The organism is Salinicola aestuarinus, assembly GCF_003206645.1.
Classification (GTDB): Bacteria; Pseudomonadota; Gammaproteobacteria; order Pseudomonadales; family Halomonadaceae; genus Salinicola; species Salinicola aestuarinus.
Genome location: NZ_PZJP01000001.1, coordinates 345,522 through 367,206, shown reverse-complemented (window position 1 = coordinate 367,206; position 21,685 = coordinate 345,522). Strand labels below are relative to the sequence as shown.

Below are 21,685 nucleotides of genomic sequence, written 5' to 3'. Positions count from 1 at the left end.
AGGTGTGGGGAGCACGCAATGAAACCGATTCCGAATTACTCGACCTGGGCACGTACTGACCTGCTCGACGAGACACTGAAAATCGCGACCCGTCGCGCCGAGGTGCTCAAGAATGCCATCGCGTTCGACGACCGCCTGAAAGCGAAGCTGGCGGCGATCGATGCGCAATATCACTCGGCCTACGCCGCACTGCTCGAGCTGACGCGGCCGTTCGATGCTGGCGCGGCTGCACGGCTTGAGGCGACCAAGACCTGGCACTACGACGAGCGTGCGCGGTACATCAAAATCGCGCTGGGTACCGAGCGGCTGATGCAGTACGGCCCTGGCTCGCAGGCGGTGGCGCCATGAGCCTCCTGGCCATGAGCTGGGCGCGTCAGTCGCTCAAGACGCTACCCAGCGACGTCAAAACGCCGTCGCGCCTCGCGCTTATGCTGCTGGCGGACTATGCGAACGAGGAACACGTCTGCTGGCCGTCGATCCGGGCGATGTCCGAGGAGATGGGTTGCTCGGTGCGTAGCGTCCAGCGGGCTATCGATCTGCTTGAGGGGCGTGGCCTGCTGGCGGTCGAAAGCCGGTCTGATCGGCACGGTCGGCAGCAATCGAACCGCTACCGGTTGGCCGTGGGTGGAGGGTGTCAATCTGACACCCCTACTACGTCGAGCGAGCCGGGGGAGGGTGACAACCTGACACCCCGGGGTGACAGCCCTGACAGGGGGAGGGTGTCACCGGTGTCACCCCTTGAACCTACCAATGAATCTACCACCAACCCCAACACTCACGGCGCGGACGCTGGCGGGCTGTTCGAGACCGCTCGTCAGCAATCCGACGACGGCCAGCCGCTGACCGCTGGGGCTCGTCAGTTCCCGATGTCGCTCGACTGGCAACCCGACCCCGAGCAGTTCGCCGCGGCGTGCCTACGGGCCGGGCTGCGCTCTGACGCCAAGCCCACGGCGGCGCAGCTGGCGAAGTTCACCGCCCACCACGCCGATCAGCCGAATCGCCGCCACGGGGCGATGGCGTGGACCGCCAAGCTCGTCGACTGGGTTCGACGTGACCTGTTCTCCCATCCCCAACCGAACCAAGCCACCGGAGGTGCCCATGCAACCGGCCGCCCACGCACTCAATCGCGCCGTCTCTCAGCTGCCGAGGCACGGGAGCGGGATCGCCAGCAGCGAGAGCAGCCAGCCGGAGGGCGCGCAGGACAGTGCTTCGACGGCGAATGGACATCCGGTCACTGAGCGCAGCATGGACTACCTGTTCGACGCGATGCGCTCGCTCTACGCCGCCAAGTTCTCGAGCCAGTGGGGCGACTACGACGACGGCACCTGGCTGGCGGAGTTGAGCCACCTGACCACCCGCCACCTCGAACTGGGTGTGCGTCGTCTACGGCAAGCCGTTCGCGATGCCGCCAAAAGCAGCGACACGGCATGGCCACCGCAGCCGGTGGCGTTCGCCGCGATGTGCGAGCCGCGCCCCGAGGATATGGGTCTGCCGACACTCGACGCAGCTTGGCGTGAGGCGTGCGCCCATTGCCACGCGCCGAACGATTGCCGCTGGAGCCATGAGGCGGTGCGGCTGGCGGGGCAAACGGTGGGCTGGCGGGAGATCCACAGCACGACCGCGCAGAGCGTCCGCGCCCGGCTCGAAAAGCGGTTCGAGCGGGAGTACGGGGCGCTCGTCAATCGAGTGATGGCTGGGCAGCCGCTCGCCGCCCAGGGACTGCTCGAGACCGATACCCAACGCAACCGGGCGGAGCTGGCGGAGCGTGCCAGCCGTGAGGCCGCCCAACACCGCGCCGAGGCCGCTGGCCTGCCGGATCGAATGAACGCCGACCAGGGGCTCGCGATGCTGCGTGCCGCAACCGCCAACGGGAGGGCCTGAGATGACAGACATCGTCATTGCCGGAGACGCCGGCGAGCTGATCACAACCACGACGGCGATCGCCGAGGGCATCGACCGTGACCACGCCTCGGTGGTGCGCCTGGTGCGCGAGCACCGGGACGACCTCGAGGAGTTCGGAAGGGTCGGATTTGAAATCCAACCCTTTGAGACGAGCGGCGGGACGCAGCGCCGCGAGGTCGCGAGCCTCAACGAGCCCCAGGCGACGCTGCTGCTCACGTACATGCGCAACACCGACATCGTCCGGGCTTTCAAGAAGCGGTTGGTTCGCACGTTCTACGAGATGCGCGACCAACTGCGTGCCGAGCCAGCCCCGGCCCCAATGGATGACGTGGCGGCGATCTCGCGGGCATCCGCCATCGCTGGGGCGCTGGATGCTGCGGCCCGGGCACTGGGTCTGGACGACAACATGCGGCGTCTGAGCGTCAACCAGCAGACCCACCGCCGGACGGGTATCGACCTGCTTGCCGAGCTCGGCGCGACGCATCTGCTCAGCCCGGCCAACGAGCGCTATCTGACACCGACCGAGCTGGGGCGTGAGTTCGACATGAGCGCGGTGTCGGTCAATCGGTTGCTGCGGGATCTCGGCTACCAATGGCAGGACCGGGACGCCAAAGGCAAGACCGTTTGGCGGCTGACTGGCCGGGGCCGAGAGGCTGGCGGACGGCTCTACGACACGAGCAAGAAGCACAGCGACGGCACGGCAGTGCAGCAGATCAAGTGGGCGGAGAGCATAGCGAAGGTTCTCGGCGAGGAGGCAGCGTGAGTCAGCCAGCATTGCGAAAGCCGCGAGATCGCATCCAGTGTCCGGCGTGCCGTGAGTTCAAGACGCTGAGCAAGATGAAGCGCCAAGGCGTTGTGCTGGCGGCATGTGTCGATTGCCAGCTCGCCCCGAACCGCCCGCACTACCGGGGCCGGAGGTACATGGCATGAGGCGATCGCAACGATTCAGCCGCTCGCGGCGCCAACCTGCTCGCCGCTATTGCGGGCTGTGCGGTCAGAAGCGTGGCGCGATGTGTTTTGCCCTCGACGCGCCGTACTGCGTGCACTGCATGAGCGCCCGCGAGAAACGGGAGGCCAATCGATGAGCCACGCCCAGGCCCGCCGGGCCGCGATGCTCGGCGGCAACGCACGATTCCGGCTCTATCTCGATCACCGTCGCCGCCACCGGCAGGGACTGACGCTCGAGCAGTTGCCGGACGGTACGCACGACGAGGCCGACGCCGCCGATGCGATTCGTGAGGCATGCGGTGTTACCAGCCGCCGCGAGCTGGACACGAATGATGAGGCGCGCCAGATGCTCGACCGCATCGTCGCGGATTACCAGCGCTGGGAGCGCCGGCAGAGGAGGGGCAGCTGATGGCCGGGATGGGATCGCACCATGCGGCGTGTATGCAGAAGGACGAGTGGCTGACGCCGCCCTCGATCCTCGAGGCACTCGGCTCCTTCGACCTTGATCCGTGCTCACCGGTAGAGCGTCCGTGGGATACGGCTAGTGAGCACCTGACTCTGCACGATGACGGCTTATCCGCTGCGTGGCGCGGGCGGGTCTGGCTCAATCCGCCGTATGGCAGAGAGACAGGGCTATGGCTCGAAAAGCTGGCCGAGCACGGTGACGGGATTGCACTCGTTTTCGCTCGGACTGAAACGGAGATGTTTTCGGCCAGGTGTGGGCGAAAGCCGATGCTGTGCTGTTTTTGCGCGGACGTCTGCATTTCCACCATGTGACTGGCGAGCCTGCGGCTGCGAATAGCGGTGCGCCCTCGGTGCTGGTGGCGTTTGGGCATCGCAATGTTGATGCGCTCGTTGACTCGGGGCTAGCGGGCCACCTGGTTCGGATCGATCCGACGGAGGTCGCGTAATGCCTGCACCAGCAGCCCGCCGCCGTCCAGCCTCGAAGCCCCGCGCCCCTCGCGTCGATCACGAGGGCACGGAGCAGGCGGTGCTGATCCGTTGGCTCTACGGCGAGCAGCAGCGGGGCGAGCCGGTCGGGGCGTTCTATGACGTCATCTATCACGTACCCAACGGTGGCCAGCGCAACAAGAAGACAGCGGCGGACCTCAAGCGCCAAGGCGTGAAAAGCGGTGTCTCTGACCTGGTGGTGATGGAGGGGCGCGGCGGCTGGCTCGGACTCTATATCGAGTTCAAGGCCACACCGCCGAATCACGCCGCCACGGCTGCGAGCCAGCGGGAGTGGCTGGAGAAAGCTGACCGGCGCGGCTATTGCGCGGTGCTGGCCCGCGGGCTGGAAGAAGCTAAGGCGGTGCTGCGCGAGTACGCGTCGTGGGCGCCGACGATCATCGAGCACCGGGAGGCAATGCCGCACGGCAGCCGGTGGTAACGAATCAGGGGAGCAGGGGGAGCAATGCGGCGATTGGAATTGATGGGGATCAGCGAGCTACAGGCACTGATCCGGAGAGAGCCGGAAGGTAGTCCGCTGCGTGAGCGGGCGGTGAAGCGGTGCTTGGACGAACTGCTCGAGGTCGAGATCGAATGGCGGATCGACTACCGCCACCTCAACCTGGGCTTTCACAAGGGCAGCACTATCTCGGGGCTCGGCGAGGGTCGGGGCGAGATGACCGGGCAGGTCGACCACGTGGGCGAGGCGGCGGAGCACTACCGGTATGCCTGCCGTCATCGGCATATGGCCCGGGCGCTGCTGGCGCACGTCACAGAGCGGCAGCGGATGGCGCTATTGCTGGCGGCTTACGCGATCCCCGAACAGCGCTGGGCGCTGGCACTGGACGACGATCGACAACGCATCGAGGCGATCAAACAGGGGCATAGGGGGCTGACACTGGGGCAGGTATGCGATGCCCAGCAGCTCATCCTGCTGCGGCTGGGCTGGTCGGCGTTCGCCGGCTGGAATGTGCCTCAGCCTGATCTGAGGGCAGCCCGGTGGTCGCTCGCACCAGTGTTCAGTGGTGCGCGGCAGCGACGTCGGTTCGCGATGCTGCCGCAATACGGGCGCCAGGTGTTCAAGACGCGAAAAGCGCTGGAGCGATCAGCCGAGAAAGCTCGCGCCGCACTACTGTATATGGTAGGCGAGCAATCGAAAATAGCCGCTTAACTACTACATGTTGACATCGAGGGGGTAAGCGGGTAGTTTTCAGCTATGCTTGTCTTCACTGCGCCCTGATCGGTTCCACCGGCCGGGGCGTTGTCGTATCTGATCCCCGTGTTCGCCGCTCTCGCTCGCTCCCCGCGTGCTCCCCCCACGCTTCGCCATAGCGTGAGCGGCAACTCTTTTTGCTGTTCGATCACAGCGCTTTGCCGCCCTCGCTGGCGGCTTTTTCTTCGGAGTTCCCCAATGCGATTCCTGCGCGACGTCGACCTGGTCGGCAGCGGGCGCTATCCCGTGCGCGTCAGGCTCGCGTGGGGTGCGCACGTCACCGACGAGTTCATCGACCGGCTGTTCGTCATGGCCGACCGGTTCGGCTGGACGCTCGACCACGTAAGTTGGCTGATGGCGTGCATGGCGTTCGAGACCGGGCGCACGTTCGACCCGGCTCAGCGCAACCTGGCTGGCTCGAGCGCGACCGGGCTGATCCAGTTCATGGCAGCCACGGCGCGCGGACTGGGCACGACGACCGACGCGCTGGCGGCAATGACCGCCGTCGAGCAGCTCGATTATGTCGAGCAGTATTTCCGCCCCTATCACCACCGCATCACGACGCTGCCGGACATGTACCTCGCGATCCTGATGCCTGCCTACGTGGGTCGCCCCGGCGGCTCGGTCATGTTCACCGACGGTACGACGGCGTATCGACAGAACGCTGGTCTCGACGCCAACACCGACGGGCGCATCACGAAAGACGAGGCGTCGCAGCGGGTGCAGGCGTTGTTGCTGGAAGGGCAGCGCCCGGCGAATTCGCGTGACGTCTGGCAAGAGGAGCTGGCTGCATGATTGGAAACGTCATGGCGGTGGCGAACCTACTGATCGCCGCTGGCCTCATCATTCAATGCCTGATCGCGCTCAACCGCATCGATGACGGCTGGGAGCGGTTCGCGATCCATCTGGTGATCGCCACCGCTGCCGGTCTGCTGGCGTTCCGCGGTGCTGACGTGGCGGTCGACATCGCGCTGGGTGACCGGACAGCCATCGGTCGGTTTCTGCTCAATCTCTCGATGATCCCTGCATGGATCCTGATCCACCGCGCATCGCACCGGCGAGGGTAGTCGCGCGACAACACCGGGGATCGAGATGCCGGATCAAATCAACGAGCTCTGGCTGGCGGTCCTGACGTTCGCGCGGGAGCCGGCACAGTCCGCCGCACTTTGTGCTGTGTTCATGTCGGCGCTGCGTGTGCTGACGTCTGGCGGAATGCGCAAACCCAAGCGCTGGATCGAGACGCTGATGGTCGGGTTTCTCGCCTGGACCTCGCTGCCGTTCATTCAGCACTGGGGATTCGAGGCCGAGACCGGCCGCTTCTTCGCTGCGTTCCTGGGCTATATCGGCGTGCACGGTTTCGAGCAGCGCGTCGACCGACTGCTCGACAACATCGCCGACGTTGCGTCGGAACTGAGGCGCAAATGATGGGATGGATTCGCAGACTCAGCACGGACAGCCGCTCGCATCTATTGGTGGCCGGCGTGGCCGTTGCCTGGGCCGTGTTCTCGCAGGTGCAGGCGAGCGATGCCGCCAAGCGGCTGGATGCATCGCAGGCAAGTCAGCAAGCGGTGGGCTACGGGCTCTGGTACGCCCTGGTGCAGGAGCAAGCCAAGGCCGGGCGGTTCGAGGGTTCACGAGACGCGGCGCGCGCCGAGCTCTCGGCGAAGAACTACCGGCTCGGCGTGGCGGATGCGCAGCTGGCCGCATGCGATGCGACAACGCAGATGGCGACCGATGACGGCTGGACTGGTCAGGTCGATCTCAGAATGGAGCGGACGCGATGAGCATCATCGATAAAGCGCTGGGCGCCGTGGTCTCGCCGATCCTCGATATCGTCGACAAGGCGGTGACGGATAAGGACCAGGCGGCGCAGATCAAGGCCGAGCTGACTCGACAGCTGATCACCGAGCGCTCCAAGACGCTCGACGCTCGCATGCAGGTCGTAATGGCCGAGGCCAACGGCGAGAGCTGGCTGCAACGCAACTGGCGGCCGCTACTGATGCTGGTGATCGTCGCGATCGTGGCGAACAACTATCTCGTCGCGCCCTATCTGGGCGCGATGTTCGGCGTCGGCCTGACGCTGCCACTGCCGCAGGCGCTTTGGGATCTCATGACGTTGGGCGTTGGCGGCTACATAGCCGGACAGACGGCAGAGCGTGGCCTTGCCACCTGGCAGCAGGGGCAGGTAGCGAAAGAGCAGGCGCGAACGGGGCGACTGGCTGGAGAGATCGATGCCCGGTAAAGCCCGACGCCCATGCCGCGCCCCTGGCTGCCGCCACACAACGACCGAACGCCACGGTTACTGCGACGACCATGCGTACATGGGCACCGGCTGGACGCAGCGACGCAAGGGGCGCAGTGGCCGCGGCGGCCGGCCCTGGCGCCGCAAACGTGACGCGGTGCTGCAGCGTGACCGCTACCTGTGCCAGCCGTGCAAACGCCAGGGTGTGGTGAGGCCAGCAAGCGAGGTCGACCACATAGTTAACCGTGAGTCAGGCGGTACCGACGGGATGACCAATCTCGAGGCCATCTGCTCGCCCTGTCATAAGGCGAAGACTGCACGGGAGTCGCAGAGCGGACGCGGCCTGCCCGATGCGCCGTGATGGTGCGAGAGACCGCGCCAGGGGGAGGGGCGGGTCAAATCTCTACAGCTTTCGCCGCCGGACACCGCCGCCTCAGTCACTTTTTTATGCGTGAGAAATAACGAACTTTTTTCCGGAGTGGCCCATGTCGAACTCAGCACCGGTTCGGGCCTCCGGTGGAGGTCGAAAGCCAAAGACGAACAGCCAGAAGAAAAGCTCGATCACTCGCATCAATCCCCCCGACGAACTGATGGGCGACGCGGCCCGGCGCATCTGGAAGCAGCAGTCGAAAGTTCTCATCGACCGCGGCTCGTTCGAGATCGAGGACGCCCCCCTGCTGCAGGCGTACTGCAACGCGTGGCAGATGATGCTCGACGCCGAGGTGCGCATCGCAAAAGAGGGCATGACGATCCCAACCGCTGACGGCAGCGAGAAGATGCACCCGGTCGTCAATGTCCGCGACAAGTCAGTTCAGCAGCTATCCCGCCTCGGCTCTCTGCTCGGCCTCGACCCACTCACTCGAATGCGAATGCTCGGTGCCGGATCTGGCGGCGACGGCGAGCAGGGGAAGAACGAATTCGAAGGGTTCTGATTATGGCCGCCTACCCGAACGTGAACGCGGCCCAGAAATACGCCCGCGATGTTGTCGGCGGCAAAATCCCGGCCTGCAGCTACGTCCGCGCCGCCTGCGCTCGTCACCTCGACGACGTCCGCGCGTCGAAGGCCAAGTCATATCCCTATCGATTTGATCGTGACAAGGCTGAGCGAGTCTGTCGCTTCGTACAGTTGCTTCCTCACACGAAGGGTGAATGGGCTCGCGGAAATCAACGGATAACGTTGCAGCCCTGGCAGCTTTTCATTTTCGCCGCTGTGTACGGCTGGGTCCGAAAGAGGGACGGCCTTCGGCGTTTCCGTGAGGTTTACGAAGAGGAGCCGCGAAAGAACGGCAAGTCGATCAAGGTGGCTGGGGCGGGGCTCTATGCCTTATGCGCTGATAACGAATACGGCGCCGAGGTCTACTGCGGCGCCACGACCGAAAAGCAGGCGTGGGAGGTTTTTCGGCCTGCTCTAAAAATGGTTCAAAAGCTTCCGAACCTACGCAAGCACTTCGGCATCGTGCCTTGGGCCAAGAAGCTCGAGCGATTTGACGGCAGCAAGTTTGAGCCGGTGATCGGTGATCCTGGCGATGGTTCTAGCCCATCGTTTTCGATCGTAGATGAATACCACGAACATCAAGACTCCGGGTTGTACGACACGATGCTGACGGGCATGGGCGCGCGCTCTCAGCCGTTGATGTGGGTCATCACCACCGCGGGTTACGACATCGCCGGACCGTGCTACGAGATGCGAGAGCGCGTCATCGAGATGCTGGAAGGCACCACCCAGGACGATGAGCTGTTCGGCATCATTTACACCATCGACGCCGACGATGACTGGACGAGCGAGGCCGCACTCTACAAGGCCAATCCCAATATCGGCGTGTCGGTCTCGCTCGAATTCCTCAAGTCAATGCAGGCGCAGGCCATCGCCCGCGCGCGACAGACCAACAAGTTCAAGGTCAAGCACCTCAACCTGTGGGTCACCTCGAAAGAGGCGTTCTTCAACCTGGAAGAGTGGAAGCGCTGCGCCGACCCGACGCTAACGCCCGAGCAGTTCGCCGGCTGGGGCTGCTATCTCGGGTTCGACCTGGCGCGAAAACTCGACATGAACAGCATGGCGCGCCTCTTCGTGAAGACGATCGACGGCAAGCGCCACTACTACTGCGTTTCGCCGCGGTTCTGGGTGCCGGAAGACACGGCATTCGATACCGACGATCAGCGCATGTCGCAGCGTTACCAGGGCTGGATCGAGAGCCAGCATATGACCGCGACCGACGGCAGCGAGGTCGACTACCGCGAGATCCTCGAGACAGCCAAGGACGTGCACGAAGCCACGCCCGCGCTTGAGTCGCCGATCGACCCCCACGGCGCAGCGAACCTCTCGCACCAGCTCGAGGACGAGGGGCTGAGCCCGATCAGCATCACCCAGAACTACACCAACATGTCGGACCCGATGAAGGAACTCGAGGCGGCGATTATCGCCGGCCGGTTCCATCACGACGGCAACCCGATTATGACCTGGTGCATCAGCAACGTGATCGGCAAACACCTCCCCGGCAACGACGACGTGGTGCGTCCTATCAAACAGGGCGACCACAACAAAATCGACGGCGCCGTCGCGCTGATCATGGCGATCGGACGCGCAATGCTGGCCGATCAGCGTGAAACGAGCCTTCTCGAAACCCTTTCCGACGACGACTTCCTGGTGATGTGAATGCGCCACTACCTATTCGACATCCTGGGGCTGACCGGCTTCGGGGCGCTGACCTATGGCCTGTATCTGCGGTTCGGGCTGGCGGATGCGCTGATCGCCGGCGGCGGCATGCTGCTGGTGGTCGCGCTTGCCGCCTCTAGAGCGGCCAAGCGTTACGGGGGCTCGCGATGATCCTCGATCAACTCTTCGGCGAGCGCTCTATCGAGAATCCGGACACCCCCATGACCGGGCAGAACCTCCAGGAGTATCTGCACCCCGACAACGGCATCACGGTGAACAACGCCAACGCCATGACCCTCGGCGCCGTCTACTCCTGCATCAACGTGCTGTCGTCGTCTTTGGCCCAGCTGCCGCTGCACGTCATGCGAAAGCAGGGCAATTCGATCGAGGCCGCTACCGACCACCCGGCGTACTGGCTACTGCACGACGAGCCCAACGACTGGCAGACCAGCTACAAGTGGCGCGAGACGAAACAGGCGCACGTGCTGGGCTGGGGTAACGGCTACACGCAGACGATCCGCAGCAACCGCGGCGAACTGCGCGAGCTGGTCATGCACAAGCCGTGGGCATGTGAGCTGATCAAGAACGGCCGCCGCTGGGTCTACTCGGCGATCACCGACGAAGGGCGGGCGCTGGCGATCGCGCCCGAGGACATGATCCACGTCCGCGCGCTCGGCTCCGACGGCAAGACCGGCATCAGCCCCATTCGCCAGCACGCCGAGACGATCGGCCTTGGCTTGGCGGCGCAGCGCTACGGCAAGGATTTCTTCGACGGTGGCGGTCGCCCGACGGGGCTCGTCACCACCAAGGGCGCGCTCAACGAACAGAGCTGGGAGCGACTCAAGAGCGTCTGGGGCGCGGCGATGGCCAAGCTGCGTCAGTCCGACAACAAGACGCTGATGCTGCCGGCGGATCTCGAATACAAGTCGATCACCATCGCCCCCGAAGACGCCCAGTTCCTCGAGACGCGAAAGCTCAACCGCTCCGAAGTCGCCGGCCTCTTCAACGTGCCGTCGCACATGATCAACGACCTCGATAAAGCCACGTTCTCAAACATCAGCGAGCAGGCCATCCAGTTCGTGCGGCACACCATGATGCCGTGGATTCGCAACTGGGAAGAGGAGATCAACCGCCGCGTCTTTACCCGCGCCGAGCGCATTGCCGGCTACTACGTGAAGTTCAACCTCGGCGGGCTGCTGCGCGGTACCGCGAAAGAGCGTGCCGAGTTCTACCACTACGCCATCACCGACGGCTGGATGGATCGCAACGAGGTCCGCGCGCTCGAGGACATGAACCCCCGCGATGGCCTCGACGAGATGCTGATCAGCGTCAACGCCACGCCGCAGAGCCAGCTCGGCAAGAACCCACCCTCCGAGGAAACCCCATGAGCGATGTCGAGAAGCGCGCGATCTCCTGCGAGGTGCGCGCCGAAGAGCCCGAAGCAGAGGGCCAGGCCGCCCGGATCATCGGCCACGGCGCCGTATTCAACAGCCGTAGCGAAATGATCCTCGGCATGTTCCGCGAAGAGATCGCCCCGGGCGCGTTCGACAACGTGCTCGGCGATGACGTCCGGGCGCTGTTCAATCACGACCGCAACTTCGTTTTGGGTCGCACGACCAGTCGCACGCTGTCGATCTCGGTCGATGCCGAGGGGCTGCGCTACGAGATCACGCCGCCGGACACGCAGACCGTTCGAGACCTGGTTCTGGCGCCGCTTCGCCGCGGCGACATCACCGGCTCGTCGTTCGCCTTCCGAGTCGCCCCTGATGGTGACGAATGGCGCGAAGAGGATGGCGGCCTGATCGTCCGCACCATCCACAGTTTCAGCCGTCTGCTGGACGTCTCGCCGGTCACCTACCCGGCCTATCCCGACGCGGGCGCCTCTGCGCGCTCACTCGAGGCGCGATGTGCCGAGATCAAGGGTCTCGCTCATCGCGCCGTCAATCAGCGCCGCGCCCGCGAGCGCTTCCTCGAAACCATCGGAGCCTGAAATGAAACTCCACGAGTTGAAGAAAAAGTACAGCGACATCGCCAAAGACATGCGGTCGCTGAACGAAGAGATCGGCGATGACGCCTGGTCCGACGAGCAGCGCAGCAAGTGGCAAGCCATGAAAGGCGACCTCGACGGCCTGCGCGACAAGATCGAGCGCGAAGAGCAGCTGCGAGATGCCGATCAGCGCTTCGTCGAAGAGGGCGAAGAAGAGCAGCGCCAGCGCAGCGAAGACGGTGAGCGCGGCGGCGAAGCCTCCCAAGAGCAGCGCCAGGCACAGGCGTTCGACTCGTTCCTGCGCCACGGACTGCAGGATATGAGCACCGAGGAGCGTCAGCTGCTCAAGGAGATGCGCGCCCAAGGCACCACGCCGAACGAGAAGGGCGGTTATACCGTACCGACGACCTTCCTCGCTCGCGTTCAGGAAACGATGCAGGACTTCGGCGGTATCGCTAGCGTTGCCCAGATCCTGACCACTGAATCCGGCAACCCCATCGAGTGGCCGACCAGCGACGGCACCGGTGATATGGGCGAGCTGCTGGGCGAGAACCAGCAGACGGGCGAGGAGGATGTCGAGTTCGGCATGAACTCGCTGGGTGCTCACAAGCTGAGTTCGAAGGTCATTCGCGTCTCCAACGAGCTGCTGCAGGACAGCGGCATCGACATGGAGCGCTATTTGGGTGGGCGCATCGGTAACCGCCTCGCCCGTGCCGAGGCTCACTACCTGGTTAAAGGCACTGGCACCGGCACACCGCAACAGCCCAAGGGGCTCGAGGCGTCGGTTACCAAAACGGTCAATACCGCGGCAGCGGCCAAGGTCACGTGGCAGGAGATCAATAGCCTCATCCACGCCGTCGACCCCGCGTACCGCCGCACCGCTGGCTACCGTCTCGCGTTCAACGACAACACGCTCAAAGCGATCGAGGAGTTCGTCGACGCCAACGGTCGCCCACTCTGGCTGCCGGGTGTGATCGGCACGGCACCGGCTACGTTCCTGAATCGTGAGTACGTGATCGACTCCGGCATCGCCGATATCGGCGCGGGGAACAAGTTCATGTTTGGTGGCGACTTCAAGCAGCTGGTGCTGCGCCGCGTCCGCTACATGATCCTGCGCCGTCTGATCGAGCGTTACGCCGATTTCGACCAGACCGGCTTCCTCGCCTTCTCCCGCTTCGGCTGCGTGCTGCAGGACGGCGCCGCCATCAAGGCGCTGGTCGGCAAGCCCGGCACCAGCAGCTAAACCCGGGCTGCGGCCGCCTCCGGGCGGTCGCAGTAGTACCGGCTATTTGTCTCACGCATGAGACGGAGACACCCCGTGCTCGAACTGGACATCATCAAGCAACACGTCCGGCTCGAGCCGGACTTCGAGGATGACGACACGCTCCTCGACACTTATTCCAATGCCGCCCGCCGGATGGTCGAGAACCAGACCGGGCGGTCCCTGTTCGCCTCTCAAGCCGAGGCGGACAAGTCGGGCAAAGATAACGCGCTCTTGCTCGACGACGACATCACCACCGCCATGCTGCTGATCATCGGCCACTGGTACGCCAACCGCGAAAGCGTTGCCGTCGGCGTCAGTGTTACCGAGATGCCAATGGCGGTCGCGTCATTGATCGAACCCTATCGATTCTTCCATTTCTGAGGCCGCCATGACCGACATCGATAAACTGGTCGCGGCGCTCGATCGCCAGACCGCGGCGATGCAGGAGCTTACGGCGTCGAATCGCGAGATGGTCGAGTCGAACAACGCCGTGGTCGACATGCTGCTCGCCGAGGCGGAGGAAGAGGGCCGCATCGAAGAGCCGCCGCGCGAGCTCGACGGCACGCCCATCCGCTGAGGAGGCCACATGCAGGCAGGCAAACTGCGCCACCGCGTTCAGCTGCAGAAGAAAGACCAGCGCCAGGACCCCTACAGCGGCGAGATGCTCGACGACTGGCAGACAACCGCCACCGTCTGGGCGTCGGTCGAGCCGCTCAGCGTGCGCGAGTTCATCGCCGCCGGCGCCGAGCGCGCCGCGGTCACCACACGCATCGTCATTCGGTACCGCGCTGGCGTTACCGCGCAGATGCGGATCGTCCACCGCGACCGAATCTACAACATCCAGGGCGTTCAGCCGGATCCGCGATCCGGGCGCGAGTATCTGACGCTGCCCTGCGTCGAGGGCGTCAACGATGGCTGACGCCGTGTCGTTCGAGGTCGAGGGGCTCGCGGCGCTGGCCGACAAACTCGAGGGCGTGAGCGCTGACATCAAAGGCAAGGGCGGGCGGTTCGCGCTGCGCAAAGCGGCCAACGTCGTGCGCGATCGCGCCAAGGAAAGCGCCCGCCGCCTGGATGACCCGACCACCGCGAACAGCATCGCCGACAACATCGTCGTTCGCGCCGACACTAAGCACTACAAGCTGACCGGCGATCTCAAAATGGCCGTCGGCGTGCGCGGTGGCGCCAAGTCGCGGGACAAGAATGCAGCCAACCCGGGCGGCGACACCTACTACTGGCGATTCCTCGAGTTCGGTACGTCGACCATCCCCGCCAAAGGGTTCATGCGTACTGCGCTGGCCAGCAGCATCGACGCGGCGACGCAGGAATTCGTCACCCAGTACGGTAAATCGGTCGATCGCGCGATCAAGCGCGCCGCCAAGGCAGGAGGCAACTGATGGATCTGGCCCCGCTCTTTGCTGTTTGCGCGGCAAACCCCGGCGTTACCGCGGTGCTCGGCAGCGAGCCGACTCGCATCTACCCGTTCGACCAGGCGCCAGCGAACGTCGCAACCCCCTACGCCACCTATCAGCTCATCACCGGTATTCCCGAGAACTATCTGGCGGATCGTCCCGACGTCGACAGCGTCACGCTGCAGGTCGATGTCTACGCCGAGACGGGCAGCAGCGTTCGCGCCGCCGTAGTGGCTATGCGCGATGCCATCGAGACCCGCGCGCGGATTGCCCGCTGGGGCGAGGAAGATCGCGACCCCGATACGGGGCTGCGCCACCGCTCGTTCGACGTCGACTGGATCGTCCGTCGCTGACGCCACCCCAACCCACACGCCCGGCGATCGCCGGGCTTTTTCATGCCATAGCGCCCCACTGGGGCAGGAGATAGCACGATGTCCATTCTGGCCCAGGGCACTCAGGTGTTCATGGTTCGCAACGGCAAGGTGACGCGTATTCCCGGCGCCACTGCGTTCAACCCCGCCGGCAACCCGCGCGACCAGCTCGACGATACGCCGCTGGAAGAAACCCAGTCCCGGCGCTACAAGAAAGGCCTCGGCACCCCGGGTGCGGCGTCGCTGACGGTGAACGCCGACCCTAGCGAGCCTGCGCACGTTGAGCTGCACGACATGGCGAACGATGGCAGCGAGGAGCGCGTCGACTGGTACGTCGGTTGGAGTGACGGTCCCGTTGACGCCGAAGGCAAGCCGACGGCATTTCCCGAGGTCTCTGGCGGCACCGTTACGCTCCCGACGACGCGCACCTGGTACAGCTTCAACGGCTACGTGAGCGACTTCCCGATGGACTTCTCGGCCAATGCCCTTGTCAGCTCCCAGGTATCGATCCAGCGCAGCGGCTCGGGGAAGTGGACGCCGAAGAAGCCCGCGGCCGGCAGCGGGGAGTAATCGACAATGCAGCTCAGCATCGACAACCTCAAGACGGCGGGCGCCTTCACCGGCGTCCCTGTCGAGAAAACCATCGAGTGGCAGCAGGGCGGCGAGACGCTCAGCGCCACGACCTACGTCCGCCCGATGTCGTACCACTCGGCAGTGAGCGACATCACCGCCGTGCGCGGTGGCGGCGACATTGTCGCCAGTCGCATCGCGGCCTGCATCTGTGATGCCGAAGGCAAAGCCGTTTTTAGCGTCGCCGACATCACCGGCGAAGCAGACCCGGAGCGGGGCGCCCTCGACGGCGCCCTGACGATGGAGCTGCTGCGCGTCATCGGCGAGGTGACCGGCCTGGGAAAGAGCAGCGCGAGCTCGACGGAGAAGACGAGCTCTTCCACGAGCTCGTCCTCAACGGCGTCGGCGGGCGCACGATCGAAGAAGCGCGGCAGCGCCTCAGCTACGCGGAAGTCCGGCAGTGGGCGGCGTACCGCAACAAGCACGGCAGGCTCGACGCCGGCCAGCGAGTAGAGCGCGCGATGGCCCAGCTATCCGCGCTCTACGCCAACTCGCATCGCAAGAAAGACGCCGAGCCGCTGACGATCTACGACTTCCTGCCGCACGGTCAGCGTCCGGCGGATTCGCTCGAGCAGGCAATGGCGACGTGGGGGTGATAATCCATCCACCCCCATCACGCGCAGTGCGCGCCGCGCTGGCGGGTGGCATCATTGCCCGGCGTATTGACGCCTGCGCCTACCTGGGCCACTATCTCCTTGCCGCTGCAAAATCAGCGGCCGGGTGTGCAAGCCCGAACAGAACGTATGGCGCACAGCGCCCATTGGCGCTTTTTTTGTGCCTGCCTGTTATGGCGGGCCGTGCGCGGGAGGCTTCGGCCTGCCGGGTTGCCTACGTTCCCCGGTCTTGCACACCTGCGTACGGTCCGCCCCCAATCAAGTGCAAGTGACGAGGCGGACTCCTAAAACGAACGAGGAGTCACCGATATGGCTACGCAGGCCGCAAGCATCATCCCCGTCTTCACCGGCACCATCGATCATGAAACCGCGCATCTCGTCGACGCACGCACGCTGCATCGATTCCTTGAGGTAGGTAAGGTTTTTGGAGCGTGGATCAAGGAGCGGATCAAGCAGTACGGGTTCGAAGAAAACCAAGACTTTCTGATTGCTTCCCAAAGCGGGGAAGCAAAGACCGTTGCCCAAAATTGGGCATCAAACACCACTCCCCAAAATGGGGGAGCGGAGGGTATTTTCCAAAACGGGAAAAAACCTCTTGGTGGCCGGCCCAGGACTGAATACCACCTCACCCTCGACATGGCTAAAGAGCTGTCGATGGTCGAGCGCAACGAGAAGGGCAAGCAGGCCCGGCGCTACTTCATCGAGTGCGAGAAGCAGCTGCATGCCATCGCCCCGGAGGTCGCCCACCGCATCGCCGACGACACCATCGGTACCGACGGCCTCAAGATCCTGCGCGAGCTGATCGGCAAGAAGGTTCGCGTACTGCCGTCGAGCGCTCGCAACAGCGCTCAGCACCGTCTCTGGAATCTGCTTCACACCCGCTTCAACGTGCCCAAGGCCGAGATGATCGCCGCCAATGACATGGACGCCGCGGCCAACTTCGTCGCCCAGTGGGCCATCGAGGGTGAGTACCTAGAGTGCGCTCGTCCGCCGGCTGCGGAGGCACGCAAATCTCAGACGCTCTACTACAGCCTGATCGCGCTACAACACTACCTCGACAGGATCTCTCGAACGTTGCCCGGCGAAGCGCTGACGCAGGATCAGCGAGAACGGTATCAGCACCGCATCGACAACTGCCTGGAAGATTGCATCGAGCTGGCGAAAGATCCCAGCCGCATCGCCGAGACCGGCGAAATCAGTACCATTTTGCGCAATCTCGAAGGGTTGGCGGGTAGAGCCAACGCACTGGAGCGGGACTTCGTGGAACGAGTGGGGCCGGCGCTCAAGCTGCTCGACTCTAGGCTCTATGGAAACTGGCGCGAACACATCGGCGTGCTTTCGCGCTACCTGACCACCAGTCGCGGTCGCGGCCCTATCGGCACACTGGCACTGAACTGAAAGAGGTCATCATGACGGAACTCAATTACGAAGCGATCGGGCGCTGCAAGGTGCTGGCGAAGGAAATCGAATCAGCATCGGTCGAGCGCAATCGCGCCATCAACGAGCTGCGCGAGCAACTGCGCAAAACGCACGGAGTGCGCGGCGAGCCCCACTATGATTTTGACGCGGCGAAGGCTCATGCCAGCCTCGAGCAGATCGAGAGGCTGACTCAGGATCTGCGTGAGAAGGTCGACGACTTCAATCACTACGCTGCGGACGCCGGGGAACGACCCGTCAGGTTCAATCCGCCGAGAGAGTGAGTTCATTCAAGCCTAACCCTCGGTCAGCCGATTCTCTGAATAGGAACGACTGACCGAGGGAAGCATGACCGACTACTGCCGACAGTGCTCGCTGAGGATTCACGGGCGCGACCACAGAGACCTGGCTCGCCTATGCAAGCCGGGCGAAACCGTTTGGGCGCTTTGCGAAGGATGCGGCGAGGAGGTCGAGGTAAACCAACGCGGCAAGCGAACGGGTAAGAAGTACTCGGCCATAGTCGCCGGGACAGGTTTCGAAGGCCGCGCTGCTCGCATCAGAGCCTACGCTAAGGCAGGAATGCCGGCCGTTCTCAAGCGCGAACCCAGTAATCCTCACGACGCGAATGCCATTGCCGTATACATCACCGTAGCCCGCTGGTACACGCTTTTTAGGCCCGTAGAAATCCAGATCGGTTACCTCAAGGCGCGTTTCGCAGCGACGCTGAGCAAGCGTATGGATGCCGGTGGCGAAATCATCTCGGCGAAGATCAGCAGCCTCTATCTGGCTCTGGATCACCCTCGCGTCTCGCTGATAATCGTCACGGACTGGTAGGCTGTCGCTCAGATCCGGCGAGATCGTGAATAATATCAGGCACCAGAAGATTGGAGGTTGGCATGAGCGAAGGGGTTAATAAAAATCGTTGGAATGGTGTAGTTGGTACCATTTGGCTCTTAGCGGTATTGAGTGTTGTTGCGGGGGCGGCTCTAATAGCGAGCTATGGCACTTACGAAACTCCTTCGTCAGGCTTGTATGGCGGTTCATCGGAAACACGGTACAACATTGCAGTGTGGGCTTCCGGAATATCTCAGGCTGTTTTTATGATTATCGTAGCCACGGCCTTCTCCATCTTGAAAAGCATCTATCAGAACACTTGTGGCTCGGCTTTTTTAATAGCTAATGAGCCGGATAAAGCCTCCTCCGCAGCCACTTCGAGCTTCAATGAAAGAGCAGTTTCCGCAGCGGACGGGAAAGGTATTATCGTGAGATATATCAATGAGACATCCCCTCTGCATGGCACCGTCTCCGCAGGAAATATTCTTTTAAAAATCAATGGTGCTGAGGTGGTTGGAGTGAGGCAGGCGGCAAGCTGTCTGGTCGATGGAGAAAACAACGTAGCGTTTATTGATAGTAGTGGGGAGCATCTTGAGCGTAGCTTTATGAGCTCACGAGGGGCCTCTTTGAGCATCAGGTCTGCGTAGAAATCCTACGCCACATTTAAATTCAAACCCGCTCCGGCGGGTTTTTTTATGCCCGGAGGAAAGATGTCTACTCGCTCACTCGGTCAACTGACGCTCGATCTGGTGGCCCGGATTGGCGGCTTCACTGATCCACTCGATAAGGCGGAGCGGCACAGTCGCCAGCGGATGCAGCAAATTCAGCGCAACGCCAAGGAGTCAGCTGCCGCCTTCGTGAGGATGGGAACAGCAACCGCTGCTGCCGGCGCCGGCATGCTGGCGTTTACATCTCATGCTGCGACCAGCGCTCGCGAGCTGGCCAATCAGGCTCAGCTGGCCAACACCTCGACGCAGGAGTTGCAGAAGTGGGGATATGCCAGCACGAGCGTTGGCATCGAGCAGGACAAGTTGGCAGACATCCTCAAGGACGTGAACGACCGCGTCGGTGACTTCATCGCCACCGGCGGCGGCCCGATGGCGGACTTCTTCGATAACATCGCGCCCAAGGTGGGCGTCACTGCTGACCAGTTTCGCAAGCTCTCGGGGCCGCAGGCGCTGCAGCTCTACTTCGACAGCCTGCAGAAAGCGAACCTCAACCAGCAGGACATGACGTTCTATCTGGAGGCGATGGCCAGTGATACGACGGCGCTGATTCCGCTGCTTCGCGATGGGGGGCGGGCGTTCGCGGAGATTGGCCAGGAAGCCGAGGATCTGGGAATCGTTCTGTCAGACACCCAGACGGACGCACTGGTCGACTTTGCCAATGATGTCGACCAGCTGAAAAACGTCATGTCAGCCGGTGCGCAAGTAGCCGCCGCCGAGCTGGCGCCCGCGATGTCCGAGCTTGCCGACAAGGGGCTAGCCGTTGCCGAGGCTTTTCAGCGGGGTGAATACGACGATCAGATTCAGCTACTGGCGGATCTCGCGACGACGGCGACCGTCGCTGCGGGCGCCTATGGGACTTACCGAGCCGCGGTGATGGCAGCGACCATCGCTCAGGGTGCGTTCTACGCCGCGACCGTTTCCAACCCAATCGGGGCGCTGGTCGTCGTGCTGGGGACAGCTGTTGGGGCGCTTTTCACCTACCGCGAGGAGCTGGGGCTAACGGCCAGCGCCGCCGAGAGGACGGCCAACCGAGTCGACGAACTGACCAACGCGATCGACCTCAACAACGAAGCCGCCATCAAAGGGCAGCTGGTCAACCTGACCGGTCAAATGCTGGAGCTCGAACAGCAGGCACAGGAAGCCCGTCGATCACTGGATGAGCTGGCGGAAACGTCGACAGACCCGGGCCCGTTCCGTAACTCCACGGTCCTGGGGGTAGACGCAGCGGAGCGGCGCCAATATTACGAGTCGCTGAGAGAAGCCGAGGAGGGGCTGGCGGCCAATGAGGAAGCGGCGCAAAAGCTGCGTGATCAGCTCAATGTGCTGGCGCAAACCGGCATCGATCCGGTCGAACGGTCTTTTCAATCGATGGGCACCTCCGCGTCCAGCGCCACATCGGATGCCGAAAAGCAGGCTGAGACGATTCGCGACCAGATCGCCGCGCTCAAGCTACAGGCGGAAACGGTCGGCTTCTCTGCCGACCAGCAGACCCTCCACAAGCTCGCCACCGAAGGGGCGACGAGCGCTCAGCTGGCGCAGGCCCGCGCCGCGCTCGAGACGGTCGCGGCGTATGAAGAGCAGCAAGAGAAGCTCGACACCTACCAGCGTCTAGTCGCGGAGATGCGCACGCCGGAAGAGCAGCTCAACGACACGCTGCGGGAGCGCCTCGAAATCCTCGACGCGGTCAACGTCTCGGAACGCGAGCGCGCCGACATGCTCGAGCGCATCGCCGATGCCAGCGACGTGGACCTGGGCGGGGATAACGATGCATGGAGCGGTTGGCTGGAGAGCGCCGAGAACGCCTTCACCGATTTCGACAATCTCAATCGCCAGGTAGCCGAGAGCTTCACGAGCCGTTTCGGTGATGCCATCGAGGGGGTCATCTTCGACTACGAGAACCTCGGCGATGCCGCTCAGGGCGTTGCCGACGGCATGGCTCGGTCCGTCGTCAATGCGCTTGGTCAGATGGCGGCGCAGTGGTTGGCGTATCAGGCCGTTCAGCTTGTCGTGGGTAAAACGACCCAATCAACAGCGGCGGCTTCAATGGTTGCCACGGCTCAGGCGCAGAGCGCCATGGCCGGGTTGAACGCCTTCACCTCGACTGCAGCCATTCCCGTCATCGGCCCCGCAGCAGCACCCGCAGCCGCCGCCACAGCCGTAGCAGCTACACAGCCGATGGCCGCAGCGGTTAGTAGCTTTGCCCTGGCGGGCATGGCCCACGACGGTATCGACTCGGTACCCGAAACGGGAACCTGGCTGTTGCAGCAGGGCGAGCGCGTCACGACTTCCGACACCAGTGCCAAGCTGGATCGCACGCTGGACGACGTGCAGTCGCGGATGGTCGAGCCGGGTGAGTCGGCGGCGGGCGGACCCGCCGGCGGGCTGAACGTGACCGTGGACGCTCGCGGCGCCACCGACCCCGCCGCTGTTCGCCGCCAAGTGCAGCAGGGGATCGAGGAGACAATCGCCAGGGTGGGTAAAGACTTCGCCACCAATGGCCGACTTCGCAGACTACTGAGGGTATGA

33 protein-coding genes are annotated in these 21,685 nt (G+C 63.6%); all 33 read left to right on the top strand.

What is annotated here, in order from left to right; all coding sequences use genetic code 11:
• The first annotated feature begins 18 nt into the window (after positions 1–18).
• The 33 genes from DOM41_RS01655 (at position 19) to DOM41_RS01510 (ending at position 21,685) form a co-directional block, all read left to right on the top strand.
• Positions 19–348: a hypothetical protein gene (locus DOM41_RS01655; protein ID WP_110685099.1), complete on the top strand. Its 330-nt coding sequence runs from the start codon at positions 19–21 to the stop codon at positions 346–348.
• Positions 345–1,238 carry a helix-turn-helix domain-containing protein gene (locus DOM41_RS01650; protein WP_110685098.1) on the top strand — a complete coding sequence of 298 codons (894 nt, stop codon included), beginning with the start codon at positions 345–347 and terminating at the stop codon, positions 1,236–1,238. Before DOM41_RS01655 ends, DOM41_RS01650 begins: the two co-directional genes overlap by 4 nt.
• A 7-nt stretch (positions 1,239–1,245) precedes the next feature.
• Complete coding sequence (locus DOM41_RS01645) at positions 1,246–1,881, top strand: replication protein P (RefSeq protein ID WP_110685097.1); 636 nt, start codon at positions 1,246–1,248, stop codon at positions 1,879–1,881.
• Between the two features lies 1 nt (position 1,882).
• Positions 1,883–2,665 (top strand): Rha family transcriptional regulator, encoded by a 783-nt coding sequence (locus tag DOM41_RS01640; protein ID WP_110685096.1) that lies wholly within the window; start codon positions 1,883–1,885, stop codon positions 2,663–2,665.
• Positions 2,666–2,983: 318 nt separating this feature from the next.
• A complete protein-coding gene (locus tag DOM41_RS01635; protein WP_110685095.1) occupies positions 2,984–3,259 on the top strand; it encodes a hypothetical protein in 276 nt (91 codons plus the stop codon).
• Positions 3,260–3,291: 32 nt separating this feature from the next.
• Positions 3,292–3,627, top strand: a complete 336-nt coding sequence (locus DOM41_RS01630; protein WP_223160903.1) for a DNA N-6-adenine-methyltransferase — start codon at positions 3,292–3,294, stop codon at positions 3,625–3,627.
• A 133-nt stretch (positions 3,628–3,760) separates the two neighbouring features.
• On the top strand, positions 3,761–4,240 hold the full coding sequence (locus DOM41_RS01625; protein ID WP_110685094.1) for a VRR-NUC domain-containing protein: 480 nt from the start codon (positions 3,761–3,763) through the stop codon (positions 4,238–4,240).
• Between the two features lie 123 nt (positions 4,241–4,363).
• On the top strand, positions 4,364–4,969 hold the full coding sequence (locus DOM41_RS01620) for a hypothetical protein (protein ID WP_157956811.1): 606 nt from the start codon (positions 4,364–4,366) through the stop codon (positions 4,967–4,969).
• A 240-nt stretch (positions 4,970–5,209) separates the two neighbouring features.
• Positions 5,210–5,806: a lytic transglycosylase gene (locus tag DOM41_RS01615; RefSeq protein ID WP_110685092.1), complete on the top strand. Its 597-nt coding sequence runs from the start codon at positions 5,210–5,212 to the stop codon at positions 5,804–5,806.
• Positions 5,803–6,078, top strand: coding sequence for a hypothetical protein (locus DOM41_RS01610; protein WP_110685091.1), 276 nt, complete (start codon positions 5,803–5,805; stop codon positions 6,076–6,078). The genes DOM41_RS01615 and DOM41_RS01610 overlap by 4 nt, the downstream gene beginning before the upstream one ends.
• 25 nt (positions 6,079–6,103) lie before the next feature.
• Complete coding sequence (locus tag DOM41_RS01605) at positions 6,104–6,436, top strand: phage holin family protein (RefSeq protein ID WP_110685090.1); 333 nt, start codon at positions 6,104–6,106, stop codon at positions 6,434–6,436.
• Positions 6,433–6,795: a hypothetical protein gene (locus DOM41_RS01600; RefSeq protein WP_110685089.1), complete on the top strand. Its 363-nt coding sequence runs from the start codon at positions 6,433–6,435 to the stop codon at positions 6,793–6,795. The genes DOM41_RS01605 and DOM41_RS01600 overlap by 4 nt, the downstream gene beginning before the upstream one ends.
• A complete protein-coding gene (locus DOM41_RS01595) occupies positions 6,792–7,253 on the top strand; it encodes a 3TM-type holin (RefSeq protein WP_110685088.1) in 462 nt (153 codons plus the stop codon). The genes DOM41_RS01600 and DOM41_RS01595 overlap by 4 nt, the downstream gene beginning before the upstream one ends.
• Positions 7,243–7,614 carry an HNH endonuclease gene (locus DOM41_RS01590; protein WP_110685087.1) on the top strand — a complete coding sequence of 124 codons (372 nt, stop codon included), beginning with the start codon at positions 7,243–7,245 and terminating at the stop codon, positions 7,612–7,614. Before DOM41_RS01595 ends, DOM41_RS01590 begins: the two co-directional genes overlap by 11 nt.
• Positions 7,615–7,738: 124 nt before the next feature.
• Positions 7,739–8,185 carry a phage terminase small subunit P27 family gene (locus tag DOM41_RS01585; RefSeq protein ID WP_110685086.1) on the top strand — a complete coding sequence of 149 codons (447 nt, stop codon included), beginning with the start codon at positions 7,739–7,741 and terminating at the stop codon, positions 8,183–8,185.
• A 2-nt stretch (positions 8,186–8,187) separates the two neighbouring features.
• The gene (locus DOM41_RS01580) at positions 8,188–9,906 is read left to right on the top strand and encodes a terminase large subunit (RefSeq protein WP_110685085.1); all 1,719 of its coding nucleotides are present in this window, start codon (positions 8,188–8,190) and stop codon (positions 9,904–9,906) included.
• Positions 9,907–10,077: a hypothetical protein gene (locus DOM41_RS17625; protein WP_188112344.1), complete on the top strand. Its 171-nt coding sequence runs from the start codon at positions 9,907–9,909 to the stop codon at positions 10,075–10,077.
• Positions 10,074–11,294, top strand: coding sequence for a phage portal protein (locus DOM41_RS01575; RefSeq protein WP_110685084.1), 1,221 nt, complete (start codon positions 10,074–10,076; stop codon positions 11,292–11,294). Before DOM41_RS17625 ends, DOM41_RS01575 begins: the two co-directional genes overlap by 4 nt.
• Positions 11,291–11,896, top strand: coding sequence for an HK97 family phage prohead protease (locus DOM41_RS01570; protein ID WP_110685083.1), 606 nt, complete (start codon positions 11,291–11,293; stop codon positions 11,894–11,896). Before DOM41_RS01575 ends, DOM41_RS01570 begins: the two co-directional genes overlap by 4 nt.
• A gap of 1 nt (position 11,897) precedes the next feature.
• On the top strand, positions 11,898–13,136 hold the full coding sequence (locus DOM41_RS01565) for a phage major capsid protein (protein ID WP_110685082.1): 1,239 nt from the start codon (positions 11,898–11,900) through the stop codon (positions 13,134–13,136).
• A 75-nt stretch (positions 13,137–13,211) separates the two neighbouring features.
• Positions 13,212–13,538: a head-tail connector protein gene (locus DOM41_RS01560; RefSeq protein WP_110685081.1), complete on the top strand. Its 327-nt coding sequence runs from the start codon at positions 13,212–13,214 to the stop codon at positions 13,536–13,538.
• Between the two features lie 7 nt (positions 13,539–13,545).
• Positions 13,546–13,734 (top strand): hypothetical protein, encoded by a 189-nt coding sequence (locus DOM41_RS01555; protein WP_110685080.1) that lies wholly within the window; start codon positions 13,546–13,548, stop codon positions 13,732–13,734.
• A 9-nt stretch (positions 13,735–13,743) separates the two neighbouring features.
• Positions 13,744–14,076 carry a phage head closure protein gene (locus tag DOM41_RS01550; RefSeq protein WP_110685079.1) on the top strand — a complete coding sequence of 111 codons (333 nt, stop codon included), beginning with the start codon at positions 13,744–13,746 and terminating at the stop codon, positions 14,074–14,076.
• A gap of 4 nt (positions 14,077–14,080) precedes the next feature.
• Positions 14,081–14,551 (top strand): HK97-gp10 family putative phage morphogenesis protein, encoded by a 471-nt coding sequence (locus DOM41_RS01545; RefSeq protein WP_223160902.1) that lies wholly within the window; start codon positions 14,081–14,083, stop codon positions 14,549–14,551.
• Entirely contained in the window at positions 14,551–14,919 is a 369-nt protein-coding gene (locus DOM41_RS01540) for a DUF3168 domain-containing protein (protein ID WP_110685077.1), read from the top strand. The genes DOM41_RS01545 and DOM41_RS01540 overlap by 1 nt, the downstream gene beginning before the upstream one ends.
• A gap of 78 nt (positions 14,920–14,997) precedes the next feature.
• Positions 14,998–15,507 carry a phage tail tube protein gene (locus tag DOM41_RS01535; RefSeq protein WP_110685076.1) on the top strand — a complete coding sequence of 170 codons (510 nt, stop codon included), beginning with the start codon at positions 14,998–15,000 and terminating at the stop codon, positions 15,505–15,507.
• Between the two features lie 6 nt (positions 15,508–15,513).
• A complete protein-coding gene (locus tag DOM41_RS01530; RefSeq protein WP_110685075.1) occupies positions 15,514–16,020 on the top strand; it encodes a phage tail assembly chaperone family protein, TAC in 507 nt (168 codons plus the stop codon).
• Positions 15,924–16,163, top strand: coding sequence for a phage tail assembly protein T (locus DOM41_RS17925; RefSeq protein ID WP_425353264.1), 240 nt, complete (start codon positions 15,924–15,926; stop codon positions 16,161–16,163). Before DOM41_RS01530 ends, DOM41_RS17925 begins: the two co-directional genes overlap by 97 nt.
• A 327-nt stretch (positions 16,164–16,490) precedes the next feature.
• A complete protein-coding gene (locus DOM41_RS01525) occupies positions 16,491–17,579 on the top strand; it encodes an antA/AntB antirepressor family protein (RefSeq protein ID WP_110685074.1) in 1,089 nt (362 codons plus the stop codon).
• Between the two features lie 11 nt (positions 17,580–17,590).
• Positions 17,591–17,881, top strand: a complete 291-nt coding sequence (locus DOM41_RS01520; protein ID WP_110685073.1) for a hypothetical protein — start codon at positions 17,591–17,593, stop codon at positions 17,879–17,881.
• Between the two features lie 64 nt (positions 17,882–17,945).
• Complete coding sequence (locus DOM41_RS01515) at positions 17,946–18,431, top strand: HIRAN domain-containing protein (RefSeq protein ID WP_110685072.1); 486 nt, start codon at positions 17,946–17,948, stop codon at positions 18,429–18,431.
• Between the two features lie 62 nt (positions 18,432–18,493).
• Positions 18,494–19,078, top strand: coding sequence for a hypothetical protein (locus tag DOM41_RS17340; RefSeq protein WP_157956810.1), 585 nt, complete (start codon positions 18,494–18,496; stop codon positions 19,076–19,078).
• Positions 19,079–19,141: 63 nt separating this feature from the next.
• A complete protein-coding gene (locus DOM41_RS01510) occupies positions 19,142–21,685 on the top strand; it encodes a coiled-coil domain-containing protein (RefSeq protein ID WP_157956809.1) in 2,544 nt (847 codons plus the stop codon).